The sequence below is a fragment of the uncultured Eubacterium sp. genome (assembly GCF_934295145.1).
GTDB lineage: Bacteria > Bacillota > Clostridia > Lachnospirales > Lachnospiraceae > Eubacterium_I.
The window spans coordinates 73,690-97,472 of the sequence record NZ_CAKRAS010000001.1; the positions used below are offsets into that span (position 1 = coordinate 73,690).

Here is a 23,783-nt window from a genome sequence, read left to right on the forward strand (position 1 = left end):
AGCGAGGATGAACAGGAATTAGTAAACGCAAAATAATAAAATGATTTGGGGAGGAGCAAAAACGATGATCGAGGTTAAAAATATTTCTCTGACTTTGAATAAAAGACAGATTTTAAACAACGTTTCACTGACCTTAAAAGAAGGCAACATTTACGGTCTGGTAGGAAATAACGGCAGTGGAAAAACAATGCTGATGAAATGCATGTGTGGTTTTATCAGACCAACGGAAGGAACCGTGGAATCTAATGGAAAAGTGATCGGGCGAGATGTGGATTATTTGCCGGATGCGGGTGTGATCATTGAAACGCCTGGATTTATCCCCTATTACAGCGGATTTCAGAATCTGAAGGTACTTGCCGGAATCAAAAATAAGATTTCTGCAAAGGAAATCCGGGAAGCAATTCTCACGGTCGGTCTGGATCCGGATCTGAAACTTCCGGTAAAAAAATACAGTTTGGGAATGCGGCAGAGGCTGGGACTGGCGCAGGCGATCATGGAAAATCCGTCGGTATTGATTCTGGACGAGCCGATGAATGGACTGGATAAAAACGGGGTGGAAGAAATTCGAAAGCTGCTTCTATCCATGAAAGATGAGCGCAAGATCATTGTCATTGCCAGTCACAATGCAGAAGATATTCGTGTGCTTTGTGATGAAGTGCATGAGATGGAACGGGGGGAATTACTATGACAGAAAAAGGTACGATCAAACAGACATTATTAGGCGGACTGACGGTAGGATTACTTCTTTTATTATTTGTATTAAGTGGATGTGGAAATACGAAAAGTCAGCAGGAAGACAAGAACCAGCAGTCACAGAGCGCAGAGGCAGAGACGAAAAAAATAAATTTTTCTGAGGAAAAGTACCTGGAAAAAATCGTAGACAACAGAATTGATATAACAGAATATCCAAATCACTATGAGCAGGAAATACAGGAGATTCAGAACTTGTCTTATCCGAACATTTATTTTACAGAGGATTGTACGTTTGATCCGTTTCCGGAAGAACTTTCGAGATTATCTGTATTTTACACGACAGCACATGGAATGTCTGTGCAGGAAGGGGTTGAGACATTAGAAAACTGGCTGGTAAGTATCGGAAAACAGGATGATATTGATCTGGAAAAAGAAGTACGTGTCGAGGGAGATGAAAAAGATGAAAGCAAAGAGTATCCAGAATGTTATCCTCTTTTGTCAGATACTGATATTGAAACGTTGGAAGATGCAGGTTTACTTCTGGATACGAATCAGTGCTACGCTACAGTTGATGCAGAGGGTTTTTTTATGATGAGTGATGGAAAAATCAGTGCGTATCTGGGAGAAAACCCGAAACCAATCAACGATATCTATATAAAAGATGATCTTAAACTGCTTCGGTCAGGAAGCCTGGAGGAGTTAAAAGAAGAAGTGTATCCTCTCATTTCCGGAGACTATAAGGTTGGGGAAAGTGCCAAGCAGGTAAAAGAATATTTTGAAAAAGGAACACCATTTCCGATGGCAGAAGGAGTAAAAATTGATATTCCAGACGTAAGTATATATCGGTTGGATGCGGATACCTGCATGTATACTTTTAATGTTAGAAAATGGTATGAAAATATGCCTTACCTGTATCTGCAGGATACCGATTTTGCAAATTCTTATGAAGGCTATGAAATTATGGAGTCGATGAAATATGTCAACGTAGTTGATGATACAGGCGTATCTACATTTAATAAAGGACCGTCAGAGTCTGACGTGGTTCACACGTTGTATCAGGATACACAGATGGTTGGAGTGGAACAGGCGCTGGATATTGCAAGCAAAAAACTGGCATCCTTTTTGAAACTGGAGGTGCAGGAAGTAAAAATTGGTTATGCAAGTTATAGGAGACTTGATGAAAAGACGGCAGTTTATTATCCGTTCTGGAAATTCAGCGGGATAAATACCGTAAAAAATCAGGTGTTGAATGTCTATGTCGATATGATTTCAGGGGCAGTATATTATACGTTCGATAATGCGTAAATAACGGACTAGATTATGATAAAAATAAAAGCCGTAAATAGAAAAAATCTATTGGACTGTTTGAAAAATAAAGTTTTATCAATAATATAGCAGCAAGATGGATAATTTCTTACGGGGTGTAAGGGATATTAATCATAAATACATTGTAGTAGGAAGAATGAGACAGGGGGGGATTGAGGTGAAAAATGGTGAAGCAGGAAAAAACGCGGGAAATATAAACGCAATATTTCACATCAGCAGGGTAGAATTTCAGCGCTGGATGCGCAGCAGCCGTCTGATCATTCTTGGCGTGATGCTGGTGTTTATACATATGCAGATTATTGTGACGTTACAGGATTGTGCGGTTCGTATGGGGGAGCCGGTAACGATATTGGAAGCATTTGTGGCATTGGGGAATTCCGGAGCAATCGTGTTGATTTTGCCGGCGCTCTTTTTGGTGATGTTATCTGATTTTCCACAAAAAGGCGGCATTGATTTTCTGTATCAAATGCGTTGTTCCAAGAAAACGTGGATTTTGGGACAGATTTTATTTGCACTGGAAGCGGTGGTATTTCTGGTAGTTTTTCTACTTGTATCCTCCTGCATTATGATGAGTGGAAAAGGTGTCTGGCAGATGCGGTTCAGTGAAGCGGTAACTTATTATTCCAGTACTTTTCCGGAACGGACAGGAGATTATATTTTGCAGTTACTTCCGGAAAATCTGTATCAGCAGATGATGTTTTCTACCGCAGTGCTACATACAATATTGATGCTGTTTCTCTATTTCTTTCTGCTGGCAATGATTTTACTCTTTGCGGCATTGTGTAACCGAAAGTTTGTGGGAGTTCTGGTGGATGGAATACTGATCGTGCTTGGAACAGTAAGCTGCTCAGCAAATGCAACATGGATGTGGTTGTTTCCGATGGCAAATGCAATTCCCTGGCTTCATTATGAAAAATATCTGAGTGCGCAGGTGTTTCCAATCTGGGGATCCTATCTGTATCTGGCAGGAAGCTGTGTGGGACTGATCGTGGGATGTATGTTTGCGGAAAAGAAATATCAGGCGGGAAGGTAAGGAAAATCCTCTTTCTGATAAAAGCAGGGGAAAGAATTAGTTTAGGAAAAATACTGGTTTGATGGTGAGAACTTTATAAATTACAAGAACAATATTATGCGAAAAACGAATGGAAATAAAGGAAGAAGAAAAGGGGGCGGTGTTATGAGATATAAAAAACATTTACTTGGGGGTATGATGCTTGGAACAATGATTGCGGTAACTGTATTATCAGGTTGTGAATCTGGAAAAACTGAAAAAGTGGAAAAAACAGAGACGGTTTCACAGGACAATTTAGTAACATTAAAGGAAGCGTGCAAGCAGGCGGAAAATTTTGAATCAGAATATAAAAATCTGGACTTTTCGGAAGCACAGATAAAAATCCCGGATGTGCAGCAGGTTTATGAGATGGAGTTTCCAATATCGACAGATTCTTTTGATCGTCAGGTGGAAAAGTTTGAGGAAAATATTCGGTTGTATGAAGGACTGGATGATTCGGTGGATCTGAAGCAGCATATGACACTGATGTACTGGGATGTGGCACAGAATGACCGGCTTATTATCCCAATTTTGGAAGCAACAGATGAACAGAAGGAGCAGGTGCAATATTTGGGCTATAACGATGGAACCTGCTCCGAACTGGTGATTTTTTCCACCTTTATGCTGGAACTGGGAGATTATTCCGTGCCAACAGCACTGACTGGAGAGGAAGAGGATTATTCAAACAGACCTTATGGTTATCGGGGGATGAACCTGGGACATTCTGTTCAGAAATATGATCTGTCAAAAGATGATATCACCGGGATCAGCTATCCATTATCTGATGGGGAGCTTGCATTGACGGATGCGGTGCAGTTTGTGGAACAGCATATGAAAGAGGATTACTATTTTGTTGGTTCGGAATATCTGGATTATCATGTGTTACAGATTGATGTGCGGCAGCTGTCGGATGGGATTTATTATTATGAATTTGATATGGGAACTTCCTATGAGGGACTTGCCTTGAATTATGATGATGCGACGGAGGAGACGAAAGAAGGCGAAAGTGATGATGATGTGCTGAAACCGGAGGCTTTTGGAACGAATCATTTTGTGTCGATGTTTCAGAAAGACAGGCTTGGATTTATCTGGAGCTGCTGTCAGAATTTCGAGTCTGTAAGTGTGAAGGAAGCATATGAGAAAATTTTACCGTTGCAGGATGTCTGTGAACTGCTGAGCAAATATGTCTCAGCGGATAAAGTATTTCACATTAGTTCTGTAGAGTTGGAATATCAGACAAAGTTTCAGTATGAGAATGAGAAAAAAAGACAATTGGGATATGTGCAGTCAGTTCAGTGCCGGCCAAGTTATCATTTTTCCATCAAAAATACGGAACTTTCGGAATTTAGCAGACTTTATTTTGATGTGGATGCAATAACCGGAGAAATAACAACAATGGGATTTTAAGTGGGGAAAACAGGATGAGGACAGTTTGGCAGATGATAAAACTTAAAGTTATAAATAATCGAAAACTGTGGATTTGCTGTCTGTGTATTGTAGCAATGGCGTTATTGTGTTTCTTGAGTCCGTTTCCGAGTGGTGATCCGGATGTAAAAGAGACTGTGCTGAAAGTATGGCTTAGTACTGACCGTGCACAGTTACTGCAAATGGATGAAATGGCAAGTATTTATTCTGTGGCAGCCGGATTTCGAAACATGGAGTGGTTTATTGTGCTGCTACCACTTGTGGCGGTGGTTCCGGGCATTTTTGAGTTTTCGGAAGTATGGTTTGGCGGCAATTTTTATCTGACTGCATTGCGGGGAACGAAGAAGCAGTTTGCACGAAATTGGCTGCTGGAAAGTGCATGGAAAGCATTTTTATGTGTTGGATGTGGAATCGGGCTTTATATTGTGCTGATTGCCGTTAAATTTTTACCGTTGGATGCGTATGTCAATGATGTAAGCGAAAGTATGATCGCCATGGTATATGGAGACACTTTGCTTCAGAGAAGTGGCTGGCTGCTGCTTGCAATCGTGCATACGGGACTGCTGGCTGCAGTTTTAGCGATAACAGCATTGGTTTTGACGGTGTTGTGGGGAGAAAGTTTTTTTGCAATCAGCAGTCTGGTATTATTGGAATATTTCAGTAAAAAAATGGCATCCGGTTATGTAGGAGTGGTATATGAACGGTACGAAGCGGGTGGACTGCCTGTACCACTTAATGTGCGGCTGGTAGAGTTCCTTTTTCCATCAAATCATTTATTTTATGATCGTTCATTTCAGTATGAGTTTGGAGTTTCTTATTGGGGATATGCAATATTCATCAGTTTGTGGATAGGTGGAATTGCCTTGTTGTTTTACTGGCAGGTGAGGAGAAGAAATGCGTAAGATACGTGAAATTGTCTGGATTGCAGGTATGGAATATCGCAAGTGGTTCAGTCTGAAAAAGATGTTGATCTTATTGTTTTCCATTCTGTTTCTGGGAGAATATATTTTTTCGGATATGGCACGGGTGGCAGAGGAAACAGGGCTTACGATCAATATATTGGAGCCGATGGATCTGGTGTTGTCCTTTCAGTTTTATATGCTAGTGATACCGTTGATCTTTATTGTGCTGTTGTCTGGTTTTCCGGATAAAAGCGGGGGAAATATTTTTATTATGATGCGTGCAACGCGCAGAATCTGGCTGGCAGGGCAGTTTCTGTTTGGACTGCTGGCGGGAGTTACCTGTATGGGAGCCTTCTTTGCGGCAAGTTTTCTGTGGATTGGGCGTGGTGCTGTCTGGCAGAATCAGTGGAGCGAATTTATGACAGACATTTATGAATGTTTCCCGGAAATCTATGGACAAAATGACCGGTTGTTTTTGGAATCCGGAACGATGAGTCATGGTACGCCGATGCGCGTAATGGTGATGGGTGTGCTGCTGATGCTGGCATATTTACTGGTGATGCTTCAGATTTTGTGTCTGTTTCGGCTACTGGAACGGAGAAAACTGGGATTACTGATTGCCATGGGAATTACAGTGGTGGGCGCTACGGCAGTTTCTTATATAAAATTATTGAAATGGATTTTTCCGCTTACGCATGCTATTTTTGGAGAACATTTTGACAAATTTTATGCACAGCCGTTGGTTCCGTTATGGGTTTCGGCATTGTATTTTACAGTATTAAATGGTGGATTGCTATTTGCAAATTTGTATTTGGTAAAGCGGTGTCAGATTGCAGATGAGGTATAAAGATTGAACATACTGAGTATACAAAAAATAGAAATCCCCTGCCGATAGGAGCGGGGGATTTCTGTTTCTAGTTATTTGTCAGTAGTTTCTGCTTTCTCTGCCTCAGCAGAAGCATCCGGTTCTTTCAATCTGGTCACATCCGCAAAAAACGCATTGAGTTCTTCTTCGGTATCAAAAGTAGCCAGATACATCTGATTTCCCATAGCATCTGCCAATGCATCCGGCATACGTTCTACCATCTGGAGTTGATCCGTGTATTTTTCGATAATATCATCCGGTGTCATAGCAAAATCCTTGCCATCGCGCAGTCCTGCAAAAGCGCAGAAATGATGAGCACCGACCGGTTTCTGTGTGGAATCATAGGCAATCATGTCCGCCCAGATTTTGTATACATCGGTTTCACGGGCAAAATTGATCATATCCGGAGTGAAGCCTCCGGAAGGACGCATGTTGACTTCCAGTGCCATCAGATCTCCTTTTTTGCCGAGTCCTTCATGGTCGGAAAGCAGGCGGAAAAATTCAAAATGCACGAACCGGCTGCGCACACCAAAGCTTTTTACGGTTTCTCTGCCGAGATGGCGGGTGTCATCGGCCAGATCTTTTACAATGTAGAAAAGCGCGTTGTCGGCGTTATTTACAATGTCCATAATAGACATCGGTGTGACATTCCCTGCCTCAAAAATCGGATTACCATGAGAGTCGATGATCGCATCATAGGAGTTGATCTCTGCATTGATAAATTCTTCCATAATATAAATGGTATCATCCCATTTGTTGGCAAAGAAATTGCCAAGTTCTTCATCGGAAGAAATTTTGAACGTATGGGAAGCACCGACACCGTTATCCGGTTTTGTGACAACCGGGTATCCCACTTCACGAATGAAATTCAGACAGCCCTCATAGTTGTCTACCATGTGGTAGCGGGCCACCGGAATGCCGACACGCTGATAATATTCTTTCATGCGGGATTTGTATTTGATGCGTGGCATGTCTTCGTTATGAAAACTGCTCGGAATATTGAAATCTGTACGCAGACGGGCATCCTGCTCAAGCCAGTATTCATTGTTGGATTCCAGCCAGTCAATGCGGCCGTAATGCCAGATAAAGTAGCCGACAGCACCATAGACCTCGTCATAGTTTTCCAAGCTGTCTACTTTATAATATTCCTGCAGGCTTTCCTGAAGTTCCGGGCGCAGGTCGTCATAAGGACAGTCGCCGATGCCCAGGACATTCATACCGTTTTCTTTTAATTCATGGCAGAAGTGCCAGTAATTCTCCGGAAAATTCGGAGAAATAAAAATCACATTTTTCATAGTTCTTCACTCTCTATCTGTTGTATTCTTATTCATTTATTATTTGTAGCAAAAGTTACAAAATTCTATCTGATAAAATATCATTAGCAAGTGCAAATCGGTATCCTGAAAATATAAATTCAGAAAATGCTGAAAATCCATCATTTACACCGGATCATAGAGCAAATGCGGTACAAAATAAGTTACCTGCTTATACCACCAGTCCCAGTCATGCGCACAGTCGTATCCCCAGAAATCAACCCATGCCGGAATCTGCTTTTGCTGTAGGATATCCCGAAGCTGATAAGTGCTGGCAGGTTCTTCCCATGCTCCCTGACCGACACAGATGATTGCTTTGCGGTGGCGGTACAATTCCATGTAAGGGTGATCCGCCGGTAAATTTTGCAGATAGTGAACGGGTGAGTTCATATAGACCAGATCATCCATGTAAGAACCAAATCCATAGGAGGCATCATAAATACCGCTTAATGCAAGCAGACCGTGAAAAAGATCCGGGCGGCGGAAATACAGATTTGCCGTGTGGGTAGCACCAAGACTGCATCCAAAAGCAATGATTCCTTTTTCAGTATAATCGGACTGATATTCCTTCATTTTTGCATGGATAAAAGGAACCATCTCATCGGTGAGATAGCGGAACCAGTCTTCATGGCGGCAGATGCGCCAGCGCGGATTGCCATTTGTGTTGGACCAGGTTTCTGTATCAATGGTATCCACCGTAAAAATAGTGACCTCTCCAGAGTCGATCCATGGTGCCCAGACATCCGTCATATGGAAGTTCTCAAAGTCGAAAAAACGTCCGTCCTGACAGGGGATAAACAGGATTGGCTGTCCGCCGTGACCGTACAATTTGCATTCCATATCCCGGCCAAGTGCTGGACTATAATTTTTGAAATATTGTATGTTCATATGGAAAAGTCCTCCTGTGTTACTTCTATATAATATGATAGGAAAGATAGTTACAGATTATACATCAGTGTATTCATAAAAAAAGGAATCTGTCTTTCCCAGCTTGCCTCACAATGTTCGCCGTTCGGTACGATGCGGCAGTCAAGATAAATATTTTTTTGCAGAAGCAGATTAGCTGCCTGTTCAAAAACCTGATCCATTTTTCGATGTTGTTTCATTTCAAGGCTTCCATAATCCATGTATAAAATGCTTCCCGGAAGTGGGTGGGAACGCCGGATCATCTGCATGGAGTCGTTTGGTGCAATCCACAGGGATGGGGAGAGCGCCGCTGCGCGGGAAAAAAACTGATTGTAGTGCAGAAGTGCGTAAATACTCATCAGTCCTCCCATGGAACTTCCTGCGATAAAGGTATGCTCCCGATCCGGAAGTGTCCGGTAATGTGTATCAATGTATGGTTTGAAAGTGCGGGTCAGCCAGTCCATGGTGATCTTGCCCTTACCGGTTATTTTTCCTCCCTTTGGTAAAGTAAAGTCATAAGGGGAATATTCCTGCAGCCGTCCGTGATCCGGGCTGTGGTTACATTCAATGCCTACGATGATCAGCGGAGTATTGGTGTATTCCATATATTCTTTTAATCCCCAGGATTTTCCGTAGGTAGCGTGACTGTCAAAAAAGAGGTTATGACCGTCAAACATGTACAATACCGGAAACCGACGGTTCGTGTTATGTGTGTATGCCTCTGGCAGACAGATGTATGCACTTCGCACCTCATCTCCGGTAAGTTCCGGAATGGTGATATCCCATTTTTCTATCATAAAAACCTCCATGTCAATTTTGAAATTGAGTAATAATTCAGAGCCATCTCGATTAACCGAACTTTAGCGAGGGCTGCTTCTTGAATATTATTCAAGAAGATTCATCAGATATTGCTCTGAATGATTGCAATTTATCATAGCACAGTGACAAAGAATTGGCAAGAAAGTACAGACCGTCATTGCAAAAGAAAACTAGAGATGTTATGATGAGAATGCTTTGTGTCTGTCGAAAGACAGCATGTAAAAAAGAAAATAAGAGGTATGAAAATGAAATCAAAAGAGAATGCAACGATCGGAAATATTTACCGGTTGAATGGGCGTGTACCGTTGCTGAAAGCCATTCCGTTTGGCCTGCAGCATGTGCTTGCAATGTTTGTATCGAATCTGACACCGATCACCATGATCGGTCTGGCTTCCGGTCTGAGTGGAAAAGAACTGGCGGTTTTGTTACAGAATGCTATGTTTGTTGCGGGTATTGCGACATTGATCCAGTTGTACCCGGTCTGGAAAGTCGGTGCAAAACTTCCAATCGTTATGGGGGTAAGTTTTACCTTTGTGACAATCTTGAGTTACGTGGGTGGCACCTATGGATATCCGACGATGATCGGTGCCGTTTTGGTTGGTGGTGTCTGCGAAGGTGTCCTGGGTCTGTTTGCAAAATACTGGAAGCGGTTTATCACACCGGTGGTTTCGGCGTCCGTAGTTACTGCCATCGGATACTCCCTGTTTACTGTAGGTGCCCGTTCTTTCGGCGGTGGTTATACTGATGATTTCGGATCTGTACAGAACCTTGTGCTTGGTCTGGTGACATTGGCTGTCTGTCTGATTTTTAATGCTGTGGCAAAAGGTTATTTAAAGCAGCTGTCCGTATTGGTCGGACTGATTGTAGGTTATATCATCGCATTATGTATGGGACAGGTAGATTTGTCCGGCATGTTAGATGGTGGTCTGATCTCACTGCCACATCTGCTTCCATATCGCCCGGAATTTAATCTGAGTGCGATCATTTCGGTTGCCATTATTTTTATGGTATCTGCAGCAGAGACGATTGGCGATTCCACTGCACTTGTTTCCGGTGGCCTTGGCCGTGAGATTACAGAAAAAGAGATTTCCGGTGCTTTGGCCTGTGATGGTTTCGCAAGCTCTATTTCCGGATTATTTGGATGTCCGCCGGTTACTTCTTTCAGTCAGAACGTTGGTCTGGTCAATATGACAAAAGTGGTCAACCGCTTTACGATTATGACAGGTGCTGTCTTTATGATCCTTGCAGGTCTGTTCCCGCCGATCGGTAACTTCTTTGCAAGTCTGCCACAGTCCGTACTGGGCGGATGTACCATTATGATGTTTGGTACGATCATGATCAGTGGTATCCAGATGCTGGCAAAAACTGGATTTTCTCAGAGAAACGTAACCATTGCAGCATTATCACTTGCTATCGGCATCGGGTTTACATCCACCAGTGAAGTGGAAATCTGGAATATTTTTCCACAGATCGTCAAAGATGTATTTTCTGCAAACTGCGTGGCAGTTGTATTTGTAGTAGCAATTATTCTCAGCCTGATTTTGCCGAAGAATATGGAGATTGAAAAAATCAGCGAGTAACGAGTGACCGGAATGCATCTTGGATTCCAACAGTAAGATGTACATCTGCACTTGTGAATTGTCTGAAAAAAGGTAAGGGAAAAAATATGACAACGTTTTTGTTTGATATGGATGGAACTCTATTTGATACGGAAAAATATTATAACCGTGCCTGGAAACAGGCAATCTCCGATGCGGGATACGAACTGCCGGAGGAGGAAGTATTAAAACTTCGCAGTCTGGGGCGGCCATTTGCATTGGAACAGTTTCAACGCTGGTTTGGACCGGAGGTAGATTACTGGGCAATCCGGGAGTATCGCAAGGAACGGATGAAGGAATTTTTATCTGGAGAGATTCCGCTGAAACCGGCGGTTCCGGAGACTTTACAGCTTTTAAAAGAGCAGGGATATCGTCTTGCGGTTGTGACAGCGACCGGACCGGAACAGGCAGAGCATAACCTGTGTACTGGCGGAATCCGGAAGTACTTTGATGCGGTGATCTGTGCAACCATGGTGGAGCGGGGCAAACCGGCACCGGATGTTTATACATATGCCTGCCATACACTTGGTGTGACACCAGAGGAATGTTATGCCGTAGAAGATTCGCCAAACGGAGTCCGTTCTGCACATGATGCGGGCTGCCGTGTCATCATGATACCGGATCTGACGCAACCAGATAAAGAAACAGGGCAGTTACTGTATCGGAAGCTGGACACTTTTGGGGCACTTATAAATATTCCTGTTGAATAAAAAAATATGGAAAAAGTGTAAAAAAATGGTTCCACAAAGGGGTCTCTGCCCTTGACAAAGAAAATAGATGTTGCTAGAATGTGCAGTAACGTAGAAAGGTGGTTTTCACATGAGAAAACAGGTGTTATCTCTGTTAGTTGAGAATACTTCCGGTGTTTTAAGCCATATTTCCGGACTGTTCAGCCGACGTGGATATAATATTGACAGTTTTTCCGCAGGCGTGACAGCAGATCCGAGATTTACCAGAATTACAGTAGTTTCCAGTGGAGATGAACAGATTCTGGAACAGATTGAGAAACAGCTGGCGAAACTGGAAGATGTAATTGACATTAAAAAACTTCAGGATGGAGAGTCCGTATGCCGTGAACTGATCCTTGTAAAGATAAAGATCAATGATACACAGCGTCAGGCAGTACTTTCTGTTGCTAATATTTTCCGGGCAAAGATCGTGGATGTCTCGAATGATTCCATGGTGATTGAATTGACCGGTGGCCAAAGTAAGCTTGATGCTTTTTTGGATTTGTTGAGAGGATATGACATTCTTGAACTGGCTCGTACCGGAATTACCGGACTTAGCAGAGGTTCTTTGGATGTTACTATTATAGATTAAATAATCATTTGCAAATGGAGGATAAGACAATGGCAAACGCAAAGATTTATTACCAGGAAGATTGTAACCTTTCTCTTTTAGAGGGTAAAACAATCGCAGTGATTGGCTATGGCAGCCAGGGACATGCACATGCATTAAATGCAAAGGAGTCCGGATGTAATGTCATCATCGGTCTTTACAAAGGCAGCAAATCCTGGGCAAAAGCAGAAGCACAGGGCTTCGAAGTATATACAGCAGCAGAAGCTGCAAAAAAAGCTGATATCATCATGATCCTGATCAATGATGAACTTCAGGCAGATATGTATAAAAAAGACATTGAGCCGAACCTTGAGGCAGGTAATATGCTGATGTTCGCTCATGGTTTCAATATTCATTTCGGATGCATCAAACCACCAGCAGATGTTGATGTAACAATGATCGCTCCGAAAGGACCGGGTCATACAGTAAGAAGCGAGTATCAGGCAGGCAAAGGTGTACCGTGTCTGGTAGCTGTAGAGCAGGATGCTACAGGAAAAGCTATGGATCTTGCACTTGCTTACTCACTGGCTATCGGTGGAGCAAGAGCTGGTGTTCTTGAGACAACATTCCGTACAGAGACAGAGACAGACCTCTTCGGTGAGCAGGCAGTACTTTGCGGTGGTGTTTGTGCATTAATGCAGGCTGGTTTCGAGACTCTGGTTGAGGCTGGATATGATCCGAGAAACGCTTACTTCGAGTGTATCCACGAGATGAAACTGATCGTAGACTTAATCTACCAGTCAGGTTTCGCTGGAATGAGATATTCTATCTCCAACACAGCTGAGTACGGCGATTACATTACAGGACCGAAGATTGTTACAGAAGATACAAAGAAAGCAATGAAGAAAATCCTTTCCGATATTCAGGATGGTACATTTGCAAAAGAGTTCTTACTGGATATGTCTCCTGCAGGACGTCAGGTTCACTTCAAAGCTATGCGTAAGTTAGCAGCAGAGCATCAGTCTGAGGCTGTTGGTGCTGAAATTCGTAAACTTTACAGCTGGAATGGCGAGGATAAACTGATCAACAACTAATCAGAAATAAAAGACGGGGGTTGCGTAAAGCAGCCCTCTTTTTTTAACCAATGCATAGCAGCTATTTGGTTATGAGCAAGTAGCGTAAGCGGATTGCGAATATCCGCTTGACTCTTGTATTCTGAAAATGTGTATGATAGAATATTGTTCAATGAGTTAAATTACTACAGTAAAGTGATAAATCATATTTTACTGTGAAACATAAGGAGGAACATACAATGGGAATGACTATGACACAGAAAATTCTTGCTGCCCATGCGGGACTTGATTCTGTAACAGCCGGTCAGTTAATTGAAGCAAAACTGGACGTTGTTATGGCTAATGATATTACAGGCCCGATGGCGCTGCCGATTTTTCGACAGATGGCAGACAAAGTATTTGATAAGGATAAAGTAGTACTCGTACCGGATCATTTTACGCCGAATAAGGATATCAAATCCGCGATCAACTCCAGATCTATTCAGGATTTTGCAAAAGAGCAGGGACTGAAATGGTATCTGGTACAAGGAAAATGTGGTGTAGAGCATGCAATTTTACCGGAGTATGGAATCGTTGTAGCCGGTGAATGTATCATCGGTGCAGATTCTCATACCTGTACATATGGTGCACTTGGTGCATTTTCCACCGGTGTAGGAACTACTGATATCGCAACAGGTATGGCAACCGGAGAACTCTGGTTCAAGGTTCCGTCCGCGATTAAATTCGTACTGACTGGAAAACCGGGTCCGTATGTCAGCGGAAAAGACGTTATTATCCACATCATCGGCAAGATCGGTGTAGATGGTGCATTATACAAATCCATGGAGTTTGTCGGCGATGGTATCGCAAACCTGACCATGGATGACCGTTTCACTATGGCAAACATGGCAATTGAAGCAGGTGCTAAAAACGGTATCTTTATCGTAGATGATCAGACCAGAGCTTACATGGACGCTCATTCGGATAAACAGTATACCGCTTATGAGCCGGATGAAGATGCACAGTATGATCAGGTCGTTGAGATTGATCTGTCTGAAGTCCGTCCAACCGTTGCATTTCCACATCTTCCGGGCAATGCAAAGACAATTGATGAAGTAGAGGCTATGGAGCCGATCAAGATCGATCAGGTAGTGATCGGATCATGTACAAACGGACGTATTTCCGATATGAGAAAGGCGGCAGCAATCTTAAAAGGACATACCGTTCATCCGGATGTACGTGTTATGGTTGTTCCTGCTACACAGGAAGTATACAAAGAATGTATCAAAGAAGGTCTTGTTGATATCTTTATCGATGCAGGCTGTGCATTTAATACACCAAGCTGCGGACCATGTATGGGCGGTCATATGGGTGTTATGGCTCCGGGTGAGAAATGTGTATCTACCACAAACCGTAACTTTGTCGGAAGAATGGGTGATGTAGAATCCCTGATCTATCTGGCTTCCCCGGAAGTGGCAGCAGCAAGTGCGATTGCAGGTTATATCGCAAATCCTGAGAAAGTAGGTGACAAATAATGAAAGCAGCAAAAGGACATGTATTTAAATATGGTGACAACGTAGATACAGACGTAATCATCCCGGCAAGATATCTGAATTCATTTGACGCTCAGGAACTGGCAACCCACGCAATGGTTGACATCGATCCGACTTTTACACAGCGTGTACAGCCGGGTGATATCATCGTGGCAAGAAAGAATTTTGGATGCGGTTCTTCCAGAGAACATGCACCGTTATGTTTAAAGACCGCAGGTGTAAGCTGCATTATCGCAGAGACATTTGCACGTATTTTTTATCGTAATTCCATCAATATCGGACTTCCGATCATTGAGTGCCCGGAAGCATCTCGTGAGATCGAGGAAGGCGATGAGGTAGAAATCGATTTCGACAGCGGTAAAATCTATGACCGTACAAAAGGAACCGAGTATCAGGGACAGGCTTTTCCACCATTTATGCAGAAAATCATTGACAGTGAAGGCCTGGTAAATTATATTAACAGCAAACGAAAATAATTGTGATCTGTCAGGTGTTTTCCAGAACAATAGCTTCTGCGTATGATCAGGAGAAAATTGTGGAAATACCGGATGAAAATTTTATGTGAGAGTAGAAAAAGCGAGACAGCAGACAGAAAGGAAGAAATTATGGCAATTTTATATGCAAATACCAGAGATGCATCAGAGAAAGTAACTGCCTCCCAGGCAATTTTAAACGGACTGGCAAAGCATGGAGGATTGTATGTGCCGACAGAGATTCCGAAATTGGACATTCCGGTGGAGGAACTGGCAAAAATGAGTTATCAGGAGACTGCATATGCAGTTATGAGCAGATTTTTAACAGATTTTACAGAGGAAGAACTGAAAAACTGTATCAATCGTGCGTATGATTCCAAATTTGATACACCGGAGATCGCACCGTTAGTAGAAGCAGACGGCGCTTATTATCTGGAACTGTTCCACGGTGCAACCATTGCATTCAAAGATATGGCATTATCTATTCTTCCGCACCTGCTGATCACAGCAGCCCGCAAAAATGAGGTAAAAGAGGATATCGTTATTCTGACCGCTACTTCCGGAGATACCGGAAAGGCAGCGCTGGCAGGTTTTGCAGATGTAGAAGGAACCAAGATCATTGTATTTTATCCGAAAAACGGTGTCAGCCCGATCCAGGAAAAACAGATGGTGACCCAGAAAGGTGATAATACATTCGTTGTAGGAATCCACGGAAACTTTGATCAGGCGCAGACTGGTGTAAAACAGATGTTTTCTGATCCGGAGATGAAAGAAGAACTGCTTCAGGCTGGATACCGTTTCTCCTCCGCAAACTCCATCAATATCGGACGTCTGGTTCCGCAGATCGTTTACTATGTATATGCATATGCAAAAATGTATGCAAACGGCAGAATCGCTGAGGGTGAGCCGATTAATGTAGTAGTTCCGACCGGAAACTTTGGTAATATTTTAGCAGCATTTTATGCAAAAAATATGGGACTTCCGATTGCAAAACTAATCTGCGCATCCAATGAGAACAAAGTATTATACGATTTCTTCCGCACCGGAGAATATGACAAAAACCGTGAATTTATCCTGACTTCTTCACCGTCTATGGACATTCTGATCTCCAGCAACTTAGAACGTCTGATCTACCGCATTGCCGGTGAGAGCGCAGATGAGAATGCAAAACTGATGGCAGCATTATCCAAAGATGGAAAATATGTCATCACAGACGAGATGAAGGCGCAGTTAGAGAACTTCTACGGCAATTACACAACGGAGCAAGAGACAGCAGAAGTAATCTCTTCATTATATGAGAAGACAGGTTATGTCATTGATACACATACTGCAGTAGCAGCCGGTGTATACGGAAAATATAAAGCAGAGACAAAGGATGAGACAAAAACGGTCATCGCTTCTACTGCAAGCCCGTTCAAATTTACAAGAAGTGTTATGGATGCCATTGACGAAAAATATGATTCCATGACAGATTTTGAACTGGTGGATGAACTCTCCAAGATCGCAAACGTAAAAGTTCCGCAGGCAATCGAGGATATCCGCAGTGCAGAAGTACTTCATAAAACTGTATGCGAAGTGGATGAGATGCCAAAGGTAGTCAAAGAGTTTCTTAAGATTGGAGAATAATACAGCATGGTAGCAGCAGCTATGGGGAATACAGGAATTATGACCGTATTTGATTTTATTCTGATCGTGTATGGCATTTATTCCATTACGACTGCACGGAAAATGAGACAGGATCATCAGGTGCCGCAGTGGCTGGTATCACAGCAGGACCTGGTGCGTATCCGTCAGCCGAAAGAATTTTGTGAACTGATGGCACCGAAGACAATGATTTTCGGATTTATCTGCGCCGGTTATGGGTTATACGAACTGGCGGTGGAGGCATTTCTGAAAACACAGATTGCAAAAGCCATTGGAATTGCAGTGTTTGTGGTAGGGATTGTATGGTTTCTGACACAATTAAGTAAGGCGAAGAAAAAATATATGTAATGATTCGGAAACAGGGTGATTTTCTTTTTATATGCAATTTGCATTTGGCAAATGAACATATTATGGAAAATCGCCTTTGTCTCTGAATAGTTACATATTTTTTCATTTGATGTGCTATTGATAATTTTAAACGCGTAAGTGTGTGATAGCACACTTTCTTGAGAGAATACAGGGGAAGCTATGTATCGATTATTATTACTGGATGATGAAGAAATTGTAACAAGGGGAATTCAGAAAGTCTTTGACCTGGAAAAATCCGGTTTTCAGGTGGTAGGCGTGTTTCAGAATCCACAAAAAGCGCTGGAGGTATTGCCGGAATTGCAGCCGGATCTGATGATTACGGATATCAAAATGCCGCAGATGAATGGACTGGATTTTGCTACAAAAGCAAAGAAACTGCTGCCGGAAAGTGAGATTGTCATTTTGTCCGGATACGGAGATTTTGCTTTTGCCCAGAGTGCAGTGAAAATCGGTATCAGTGATTATCTGTTAAAGCCGATTAAAAAAGATGATTTTCAGCAGATGCTGGATGCAATGCATGCAAAACTGGCGGAAAAGAAATCTCAGAAGCAGCAGGCGGATGATATGGCATTGCTTTTGCAAAATAGCTACACGGAATTGAAAAATCGCTTTTTCTTATCTCTGGTAGAAGACAATATCTTTGATGAAAAACTGTATCATACGTTGCAGAAACATCACGCAATGGATGTGTTTGATACGGATTTTATGCTGATCAAGGTAGATTTTGATCAGGCCTATCTGCAGGGAGATTACATGTCGGAGATCGGTAAATTGATTCAGGATAGTGAAGAAAAATTTTCAGATTTCGGTTTGGTGGAAGATTTTCTGTCGGATGAGAGTTTATATTTTTATGTATACCATATTGAAGCGACAGATTATAAGATGATCCGTCAGGAGGCCAGACGGCTTGCTGAGGAGAAACGCCGACAGGGAATCCAGCTGGTGTGCGGTATCAGCCATATGCATCATGGAATCCGGGAATTGTTTCAGGCAAGAAATGACTGCATTCGCCGGATTTTTATGCAGAGAGCAAACATTGATGAGTATTCTGAGGCAAACCCGATCAAGACGGATGAGATCAATATCCATATGCCATATGAGGAAATTGAGATACTGTTTCATATGATCACCACTGGAGAGATGAACGGATTGTCGGCGGTTTTACATAAGATTTACGAACTGCCGCAGGATAAGATACCGATTCTGCTACTGGATTACAGTTGCAGTGTCACATTTCTGATCTTGCTGCGTGTTTATCAGCTGCAGTTTAAATTCAATCTGGATCAACACATTGTTTCACAGAGGGAACTGGATTTGCGTGTGTTAAAGCTGGAATATCCGTCTATGGAAATTCAGAGAAATCTGGTGGAACAGAAGCTTCTGACTGTGGCAGAACAGATCGCGGCCCAGGAGGTGGCAGCACCGTCCAAGATGATTCGCGCAGCTTTGGATTATATCAATGAACATTTCCATGAGAATATTTCGTTGCTGGATGTGGCAGAAAATATCAATATCAGCAAAAATTATCTGTGTGATATTTTTAAAAAAGAACTGGGTGTGACTTTTATCAACTATGTAACAAATCTCAGAATTGAGAAAGCAAAAGAGTATCTGACCAGTACGGATATGAAAATGTATGAAGTATCCAGCGCTGTCGGTTATAACGACTACGCATATTTTTCACAGATTTTCAAGAAACATACCGGAAAGACACTCTCCAGTTATCGAAAGAAAAATTAACCCCCAGTTGGAGTTTCACTTAACATTATACACCACTGGTGCGAACCGGCAGGAGGATGGTACAAACCGTCTGACTGTCGGTTTTTGTGTAGGTAAGACCATAATCAGTGCCGCAGATCAGCTTAATCCTGCGGTTGATATTCTGAACACCGTAGCCTTCGTTTTCAAAATTCAGCAATGTCTGGTCATTTGGATCAAAGGCAAGGAGCCGCTGCATTTTCATCAGGTTAATGTTTGTGCCGTCATTGAGGATGATGATACGTGTGTAATCATCGATGGAAATAGAAATTTCCAGTCGCCCACCACGTTCTAACTGACCGATACCGTGTTTTAGGGCGTTTTCGATGATCGGCTGCAGGATAAACCGCGGAATAAAAATAGAAGGAAGCGGTTCCGGTAGGTCAAAGTCATAGGTGAGCCGGTCTTCATAACGGAATTTTTGCAGAACCAGATAGCTTTGGATATAGCGGATTTCCTGATTCAGTTCCGTAAAAGGACTGTTGTTTTTCATCAGACTCAGACGGAAAGTGTCAGAAAGAGCCGTGATCATCTCGCTGATCTCATCCTGGCCATTTGTCAGGGCAATCCAGTTAATTGAATCTAACGTATTATATAAAAAATGTGGGTTGATCTGGCTTTGCAGCAGAGCAAGTTCAGCATCTTTTTTTTCGATGTTTTTTACATAATTTTCCTGGATCAGCGTATTCAGACGCTCTTCTAATTGCTCATAGGAACGGTACATCTGACCAATTTCATCTGTACGGGCTTTGTAGATGGAAATCTGATGCTCGTCAATGGTTTTGTCATCATATCCGTGGTAGGTGTCCATCAGTTTTGACAGACTGATGACCGGACGGGCCATATTGTTGGCACTATAGCGGGACATCAGAAACAGGATCAGGATGATTACGGCAATCATCAGTATCAGTTCGCCCATAAGTACGGAGGCATTGTGGTTGACTTCACTGTATGGTGTGATCATGCAAAGTTTCCAGCGGTTGTGGTTCAGACCGCTGCAGGTAACGACGTAATTTTCATTTTCCCAAGAAATGATCTCGCTTTCGTCCGGAACCAGATGTTCCTGTAAAATGCCAGAGTAATCTTTCATGCTGACATTGGAAATAATAATGTTATTATCCGTGTCCATCAGAAAGACGTTTGTAGTGTCTCCGAAGGAAATCTGACGCCACAGATTTTGGATATATTCATCATCCAGATAGATCATCAGATATCCGAGCTGCGTCCGATAGTCCGCCACACTGAAAACCGGCCGGGCCAGCATCAAAGTGTCAATCTGATTTGGAATTTCATTATTTTCCTGAGACTGGTATGTTTTTGTATCCAGAAGGGCATAAGGATACCACTGATAGGAATCGGTGTTTTCTTCCAGAAAAGGAAACCACCATTTTTCCTGAATGTTCTGAAAAGAAGAGACATTCGTGTAGGCGAGCTCTGTGGAAAAAAGCGTGTGGTTCATACCGGTCAGAACAATACTGTTGATATAATCGCGGTTCGAAATAAAACCGTTTATGTAGTAGGCGGTGCTGTGATCTTCCGGGTAAGGGTCTCCGGCGGCTGCGTCCTGCATAAATTCCTGAACGTCCGAATTATAGACCATTTCCCGGGAGACGTTTTCCACATCATTGACAATGGCAAGTAGCTGGGTGTTCAGCTTCTGAACCTCAATGGCCTGGGTCTGTTCAATGGACTGATGGGTACTTGTCTGCAGAAAGAAAAACGATCCGATAAACAGGGCTGCCATCACAGGAATCGCGATAAAAATAAATGACAGAAACAGCCGCTGCGTAAAACTGACAGAATCGGACAGTCTGTTAAATATATAAAAGAATGGAAAATGTTTTCCGTTGTGCTTTTTTTTCATAACTTCTCCTTTTGATGCAAGAATTACATAGATTCATTTTACAATACGAGAGTTTTTTTGTAAAATAAAATAAAAACAGGGGAAATGCGAATGAGAAATTTACGATACAGAGTGATGGCAGCATTGCTGACTGCCATACTTTTTCTGGGACTTCTGGCAGGATGCACCCAGACGACAAATGTTCCGGAACAGGATCCGGCGAAGGCAGAACTTGAGGTTTGGACATTTTTTGATAAAAATGTGCCGGGAGCGTATTATGTATTTCTGTGGGATACACTGGCAGAGCAGTATGGATACGAGATTAACGTAAAGACCTATTCGACAGAACAGCTGAAAGATAAACTGAAAGTTGCACTTGTGTGCAATGAACTGCCGGATATTTTTCTGGTTTGGGGAGGTTCTTATCCGGATTATCTGTTTGATGCGGGGGCGTGCATGCCGGTGGATGATTATATCAGCAGGGTGCCTTTTAAGGAAGAATACATTCAGCCTTATAAAGATGGTGTGCATTATATCATCCCCTGTCTATCCGATGGGTATGAGGTAGTTTATGGTAATCAGAGTCTGATGGAAGAACTGGAGATCGAGCAGATTCCGCAGACCTGGGAAGAATTGGAGACGCTGGTGACAAAGGTGGCAGCATATAATGAAGAATATGGTACTTCTTATGCAACATTGGAATTAGGAGAAAAGGACAGTTATCTCGGGGAAATGCTGTATGGCATGATCGTGAATCGGATCGATCCGTATGCATATGAAAAATGGCAGAATGGAACCATAGATTTTTCTGCACCGGTATTTCTTGAGGCGGCACAGAAAGTGGAGTGGATGGTGCAAAATCATGCCTTTCCAGAGAATTATATGGAAAAAGGGGATGCAGAAGCTGTTCGTGATTTTATTAATAAAGAAGCAGTGCTGTTTCCACATCAGTCCACCATCATTTATCATCTGATCCACAATATGGGAGAAAAAGGATTCCTCGTGGGACAGTTTCCTTCCTGTGCAGACGCATATGATGAGACGTATAGCCAGTATCTTATGGATACAAATCATTCTCTGACGCCGGGAATTTGTATTAATGCCAAATCAGAGTATAAAGAAGACGCGGCATCGATCTGTCTGGAGTTTGCAAAACAGGTGAATGAGACAAATGTGACGGAATACGGGTATCAGAATCTGATGGATATTACCTATCCGGAAACCGGCGATGTGGCAAAACCGGTATCGGATCTGAATGAGATGATCGCATCTGCGGAGAAGATCACCCCGGACTGGTATTCGCAGCTTCCGCAGGAAACCGGGGACAGCTGGCAGAATCTGACAAAGAAACTGTTTGCCGGGGAACTGAATGCACAGGAATTTATAAAAGAAGCACAGGAATGTGTGGAAACTGCTCATTAAAACAAAAGAAAAACATTGTTATTTGTGCAAAATTAAAAGTGAATATGAAAATATTTAATATTTATTTTAGAAATCCGAATAAATTCAATAAAATCTGAATTTTTTCGGATTTTTTTTTGTACAAAAATCAGATACAATGTAGACACCGAAAGGATACTAGAGAGTTCTTTTAGAGGAGGGTAAAAAACATGAAAAAGAGATTAGCAAGACTTGCAGCAGTTGTAATGTCTGTAATGATGATCGGATCCTTAGCAGCATGTGGCAGCGGGGACGGGGGGTCCGGCGACGGCGGCAGCGCATCCAAAGGTTCATCAGGAGATACGATTAAAGTTGGTATCGTTATTCCGGAGACCGGAGCACTTGCAGCATTTGGTGCAGGTACACAGGAAATGACACAGTACGCACTGGATCAGATCAACGAGGCAGGCGGAATTGAAGTTGACGGATCTTCTAAGAAATTAGAACTGGTAGTTGCCGATTCCGAGTCCAATGCAACAAAAGCATCTGAGGCAGCAAACAACCTGATTTCCAGCAAAAACATCGATATCATGATCACATCTCATACAGCAGATACAACTGTTCCGGTTGCAGCAGCTTGTGAGAGAGCAGGCGTTGTATGTTTATCCGTTGATACACCGGATGAGGCATGGGCAACATCTGATTACAAATACAGCTACCATGCAGGATTCAATACAGAGAACGAGCTTTCCTGTTTCAAGGATGCATGGGATGCAGCAGGTATCGCAGGCGGCAAAGTTGGTGTAATGCATGCAACAGATACAGAGGGTCAGACAATGATCAACGCAATTTCTGATTTCGCAAACTCCAACGGTTACCAAGCTTATGATCCGGGTGCTTACACATCTGGCGCAACAGATTATACATCTATCATCAACAACCTGAAAAAAGAAGGTTGTGATGCAGTTGTCGGTGTTATGCTTACATCTGACTTTGGTACATTCTATTCACAGCTGAAATCTTCCGGATATATGCCGAAGGTTTGTACTGTAGCAAAAGCAACACTGTTCAAAGAGGACGTTGATTCCGCAGGTGCTAACGGCTTGGCAGACGGACTTTGCTCCGAGGTTTGGTGGACACCGAATCATCCATACACATCTTCCATCTCCGGACAGACATGTAAAGAAATCGGTGATAAATGGATGGAGCTGACAGGCGACAAATACGCACCGGCTACCGCAGGTTATGATTATGCAAACGTAGAGATCCTTTACAACGTACTGAAAAATGCAGGATCCCTGGATGCAAAAAAACTTTGTGCAGCAGCAGATGAACTTGACGTTGATACAATTATCGGTAATGTAAACTACAATGAGAAACATTACTCTGTTCAGAACCTTGTAACAGGTCAGTGGACATACAATGATGACGGAACATGGACACAGAACATCATTGCAAATACACAGGTTCCGGATTGCCCGGTTACATCTGAACTCAGAATTCTGGAGTAATCAAGCTTCAGTAATGTAACGGAA

General features: G+C 42.7%; 21 protein-coding genes. 17 read left to right on the forward strand and 4 right to left on the reverse strand.

The window, feature by feature from the left end; all coding sequences use genetic code 11:
* Positions 1 to 64 precede the first annotated feature (64 nt).
* The 6 genes from Q0I54_RS00290 to Q0I54_RS00315 all read left to right on the forward strand — a co-directional run bounded on the left by Q0I54_RS00290 (position 65) and on the right by Q0I54_RS00315 (position 6,244).
* Positions 65 to 688, forward strand: coding sequence for an ATP-binding cassette domain-containing protein (locus Q0I54_RS00290; protein ID WP_296115504.1), 624 nt, complete (start codon positions 65 to 67; stop codon positions 686 to 688).
* Entirely contained in the window at positions 685 to 1,998 is a 1,314-nt protein-coding gene (locus tag Q0I54_RS00295; RefSeq protein ID WP_296115505.1) for a hypothetical protein, read from the forward strand. The genes Q0I54_RS00290 and Q0I54_RS00295 overlap by 4 nt, the downstream gene beginning before the upstream one ends.
* A gap of 178 nt (positions 1,999 to 2,176) precedes the next feature.
* The gene (locus Q0I54_RS00300; RefSeq protein ID WP_296115506.1) at positions 2,177 to 3,052 is read left to right on the forward strand and encodes a hypothetical protein; all 876 of its coding nucleotides are present in this window, start codon (positions 2,177 to 2,179) and stop codon (positions 3,050 to 3,052) included.
* A 144-nt stretch (positions 3,053 to 3,196) separates the two neighbouring features.
* A complete protein-coding gene (locus tag Q0I54_RS00305; RefSeq protein WP_296115508.1) occupies positions 3,197 to 4,477 on the forward strand; it encodes a hypothetical protein in 1,281 nt (426 codons plus the stop codon).
* Between the two features lie 32 nt (positions 4,478 to 4,509).
* Positions 4,510 to 5,397 carry a hypothetical protein gene (locus Q0I54_RS00310; protein ID WP_296115509.1) on the forward strand — a complete coding sequence of 296 codons (888 nt, stop codon included), beginning with the start codon at positions 4,510 to 4,512 and terminating at the stop codon, positions 5,395 to 5,397.
* Positions 5,390 to 6,244 carry a hypothetical protein gene (locus Q0I54_RS00315; protein WP_296115510.1) on the forward strand — a complete coding sequence of 285 codons (855 nt, stop codon included), beginning with the start codon at positions 5,390 to 5,392 and terminating at the stop codon, positions 6,242 to 6,244. Before Q0I54_RS00310 ends, Q0I54_RS00315 begins: the two co-directional genes overlap by 8 nt.
* Positions 6,245 to 6,315: 71 nt before the next feature.
* Here the strand turns inward: Q0I54_RS00315 and Q0I54_RS00320 are convergent, their stop codons facing one another.
* The 3 genes from Q0I54_RS00320 to Q0I54_RS00330 all read right to left on the reverse strand — a co-directional run bounded on the left by Q0I54_RS00320 (position 6,316) and on the right by Q0I54_RS00330 (position 9,278).
* On the reverse strand, positions 6,316 to 7,557 hold the full coding sequence (locus tag Q0I54_RS00320) for an acetyl-CoA carboxylase biotin carboxylase subunit family protein (RefSeq protein ID WP_296115511.1): 1,242 nt from the start codon (positions 7,555 to 7,557) through the stop codon (positions 6,316 to 6,318).
* Positions 7,558 to 7,701: 144 nt separating this feature from the next.
* Complete coding sequence (locus Q0I54_RS00325; RefSeq protein WP_296115513.1) at positions 7,702 to 8,463, reverse strand: esterase family protein; 762 nt, start codon at positions 8,461 to 8,463, stop codon at positions 7,702 to 7,704.
* Positions 8,464 to 8,513: 50 nt separating this feature from the next.
* On the reverse strand, positions 8,514 to 9,278 hold the full coding sequence (locus Q0I54_RS00330) for an alpha/beta hydrolase (protein ID WP_296115515.1): 765 nt from the start codon (positions 9,276 to 9,278) through the stop codon (positions 8,514 to 8,516).
* A 267-nt stretch (positions 9,279 to 9,545) separates the two neighbouring features.
* On the opposite strand from Q0I54_RS00330, the gene Q0I54_RS00335 reads away from it, so the two are divergent.
* The 9 genes from Q0I54_RS00335 (at position 9,546) to Q0I54_RS00375 (ending at position 19,007) form a co-directional block, all read left to right on the forward strand.
* Positions 9,546 to 10,880 (forward strand): uracil-xanthine permease family protein, encoded by a 1,335-nt coding sequence (locus tag Q0I54_RS00335; protein WP_118701964.1) that lies wholly within the window; start codon positions 9,546 to 9,548, stop codon positions 10,878 to 10,880.
* Positions 10,881 to 10,966: 86 nt separating this feature from the next.
* A complete protein-coding gene (locus Q0I54_RS00340) occupies positions 10,967 to 11,608 on the forward strand; it encodes an HAD family phosphatase (protein ID WP_296115517.1) in 642 nt (213 codons plus the stop codon).
* Positions 11,609 to 11,717: 109 nt separating this feature from the next.
* Positions 11,718 to 12,218 carry an acetolactate synthase small subunit gene (ilvN, locus tag Q0I54_RS00345; RefSeq protein ID WP_177974306.1) on the forward strand — a complete coding sequence of 167 codons (501 nt, stop codon included), beginning with the start codon at positions 11,718 to 11,720 and terminating at the stop codon, positions 12,216 to 12,218.
* 14 nt (positions 12,219 to 12,232) lie between these two features.
* Positions 12,233 to 13,270, forward strand: coding sequence for a ketol-acid reductoisomerase (gene ilvC / locus Q0I54_RS00350; RefSeq protein WP_021738991.1), 1,038 nt, complete (start codon positions 12,233 to 12,235; stop codon positions 13,268 to 13,270).
* Positions 13,271 to 13,488: 218 nt separating this feature from the next.
* Positions 13,489 to 14,763 (forward strand): 3-isopropylmalate dehydratase large subunit, encoded by a 1,275-nt coding sequence (leuC, locus tag Q0I54_RS00355; RefSeq protein ID WP_288775198.1) that lies wholly within the window; start codon positions 13,489 to 13,491, stop codon positions 14,761 to 14,763.
* A complete protein-coding gene (locus tag Q0I54_RS00360; protein ID WP_118701966.1) occupies positions 14,763 to 15,257 on the forward strand; it encodes a 3-isopropylmalate dehydratase small subunit in 495 nt (164 codons plus the stop codon). Before leuC ends, Q0I54_RS00360 begins: the two co-directional genes overlap by 1 nt.
* A 129-nt stretch (positions 15,258 to 15,386) precedes the next feature.
* Complete coding sequence (thrC, locus tag Q0I54_RS00365) at positions 15,387 to 16,880, forward strand: threonine synthase (protein WP_296115524.1); 1,494 nt, start codon at positions 15,387 to 15,389, stop codon at positions 16,878 to 16,880.
* A gap of 6 nt (positions 16,881 to 16,886) precedes the next feature.
* Positions 16,887 to 17,246: a hypothetical protein gene (locus tag Q0I54_RS00370; RefSeq protein WP_296115526.1), complete on the forward strand. Its 360-nt coding sequence runs from the start codon at positions 16,887 to 16,889 to the stop codon at positions 17,244 to 17,246.
* Between the two features lie 180 nt (positions 17,247 to 17,426).
* A complete protein-coding gene (locus Q0I54_RS00375) occupies positions 17,427 to 19,007 on the forward strand; it encodes a response regulator (RefSeq protein WP_296115529.1) in 1,581 nt (526 codons plus the stop codon).
* A 25-nt stretch (positions 19,008 to 19,032) separates the two neighbouring features.
* Here the strand turns inward: Q0I54_RS00375 and Q0I54_RS00380 are convergent, their stop codons facing one another.
* Complete coding sequence (locus Q0I54_RS00380) at positions 19,033 to 20,889, reverse strand: sensor histidine kinase (protein ID WP_296115530.1); 1,857 nt, start codon at positions 20,887 to 20,889, stop codon at positions 19,033 to 19,035.
* Positions 20,890 to 20,979: 90 nt separating this feature from the next.
* Between Q0I54_RS00380 and Q0I54_RS00385 the strand changes: the two genes are divergently transcribed.
* Positions 20,980 to 22,290: an ABC transporter substrate-binding protein gene (locus Q0I54_RS00385; RefSeq protein ID WP_296115532.1), complete on the forward strand. Its 1,311-nt coding sequence runs from the start codon at positions 20,980 to 20,982 to the stop codon at positions 22,288 to 22,290.
* A 188-nt stretch (positions 22,291 to 22,478) separates the two neighbouring features.
* Positions 22,479 to 23,759 (forward strand): ABC transporter substrate-binding protein, encoded by a 1,281-nt coding sequence (locus Q0I54_RS00390; protein WP_296115534.1) that lies wholly within the window; start codon positions 22,479 to 22,481, stop codon positions 23,757 to 23,759.
* The last annotated feature ends 24 nt before the right edge of the window (positions 23,760 to 23,783 follow it).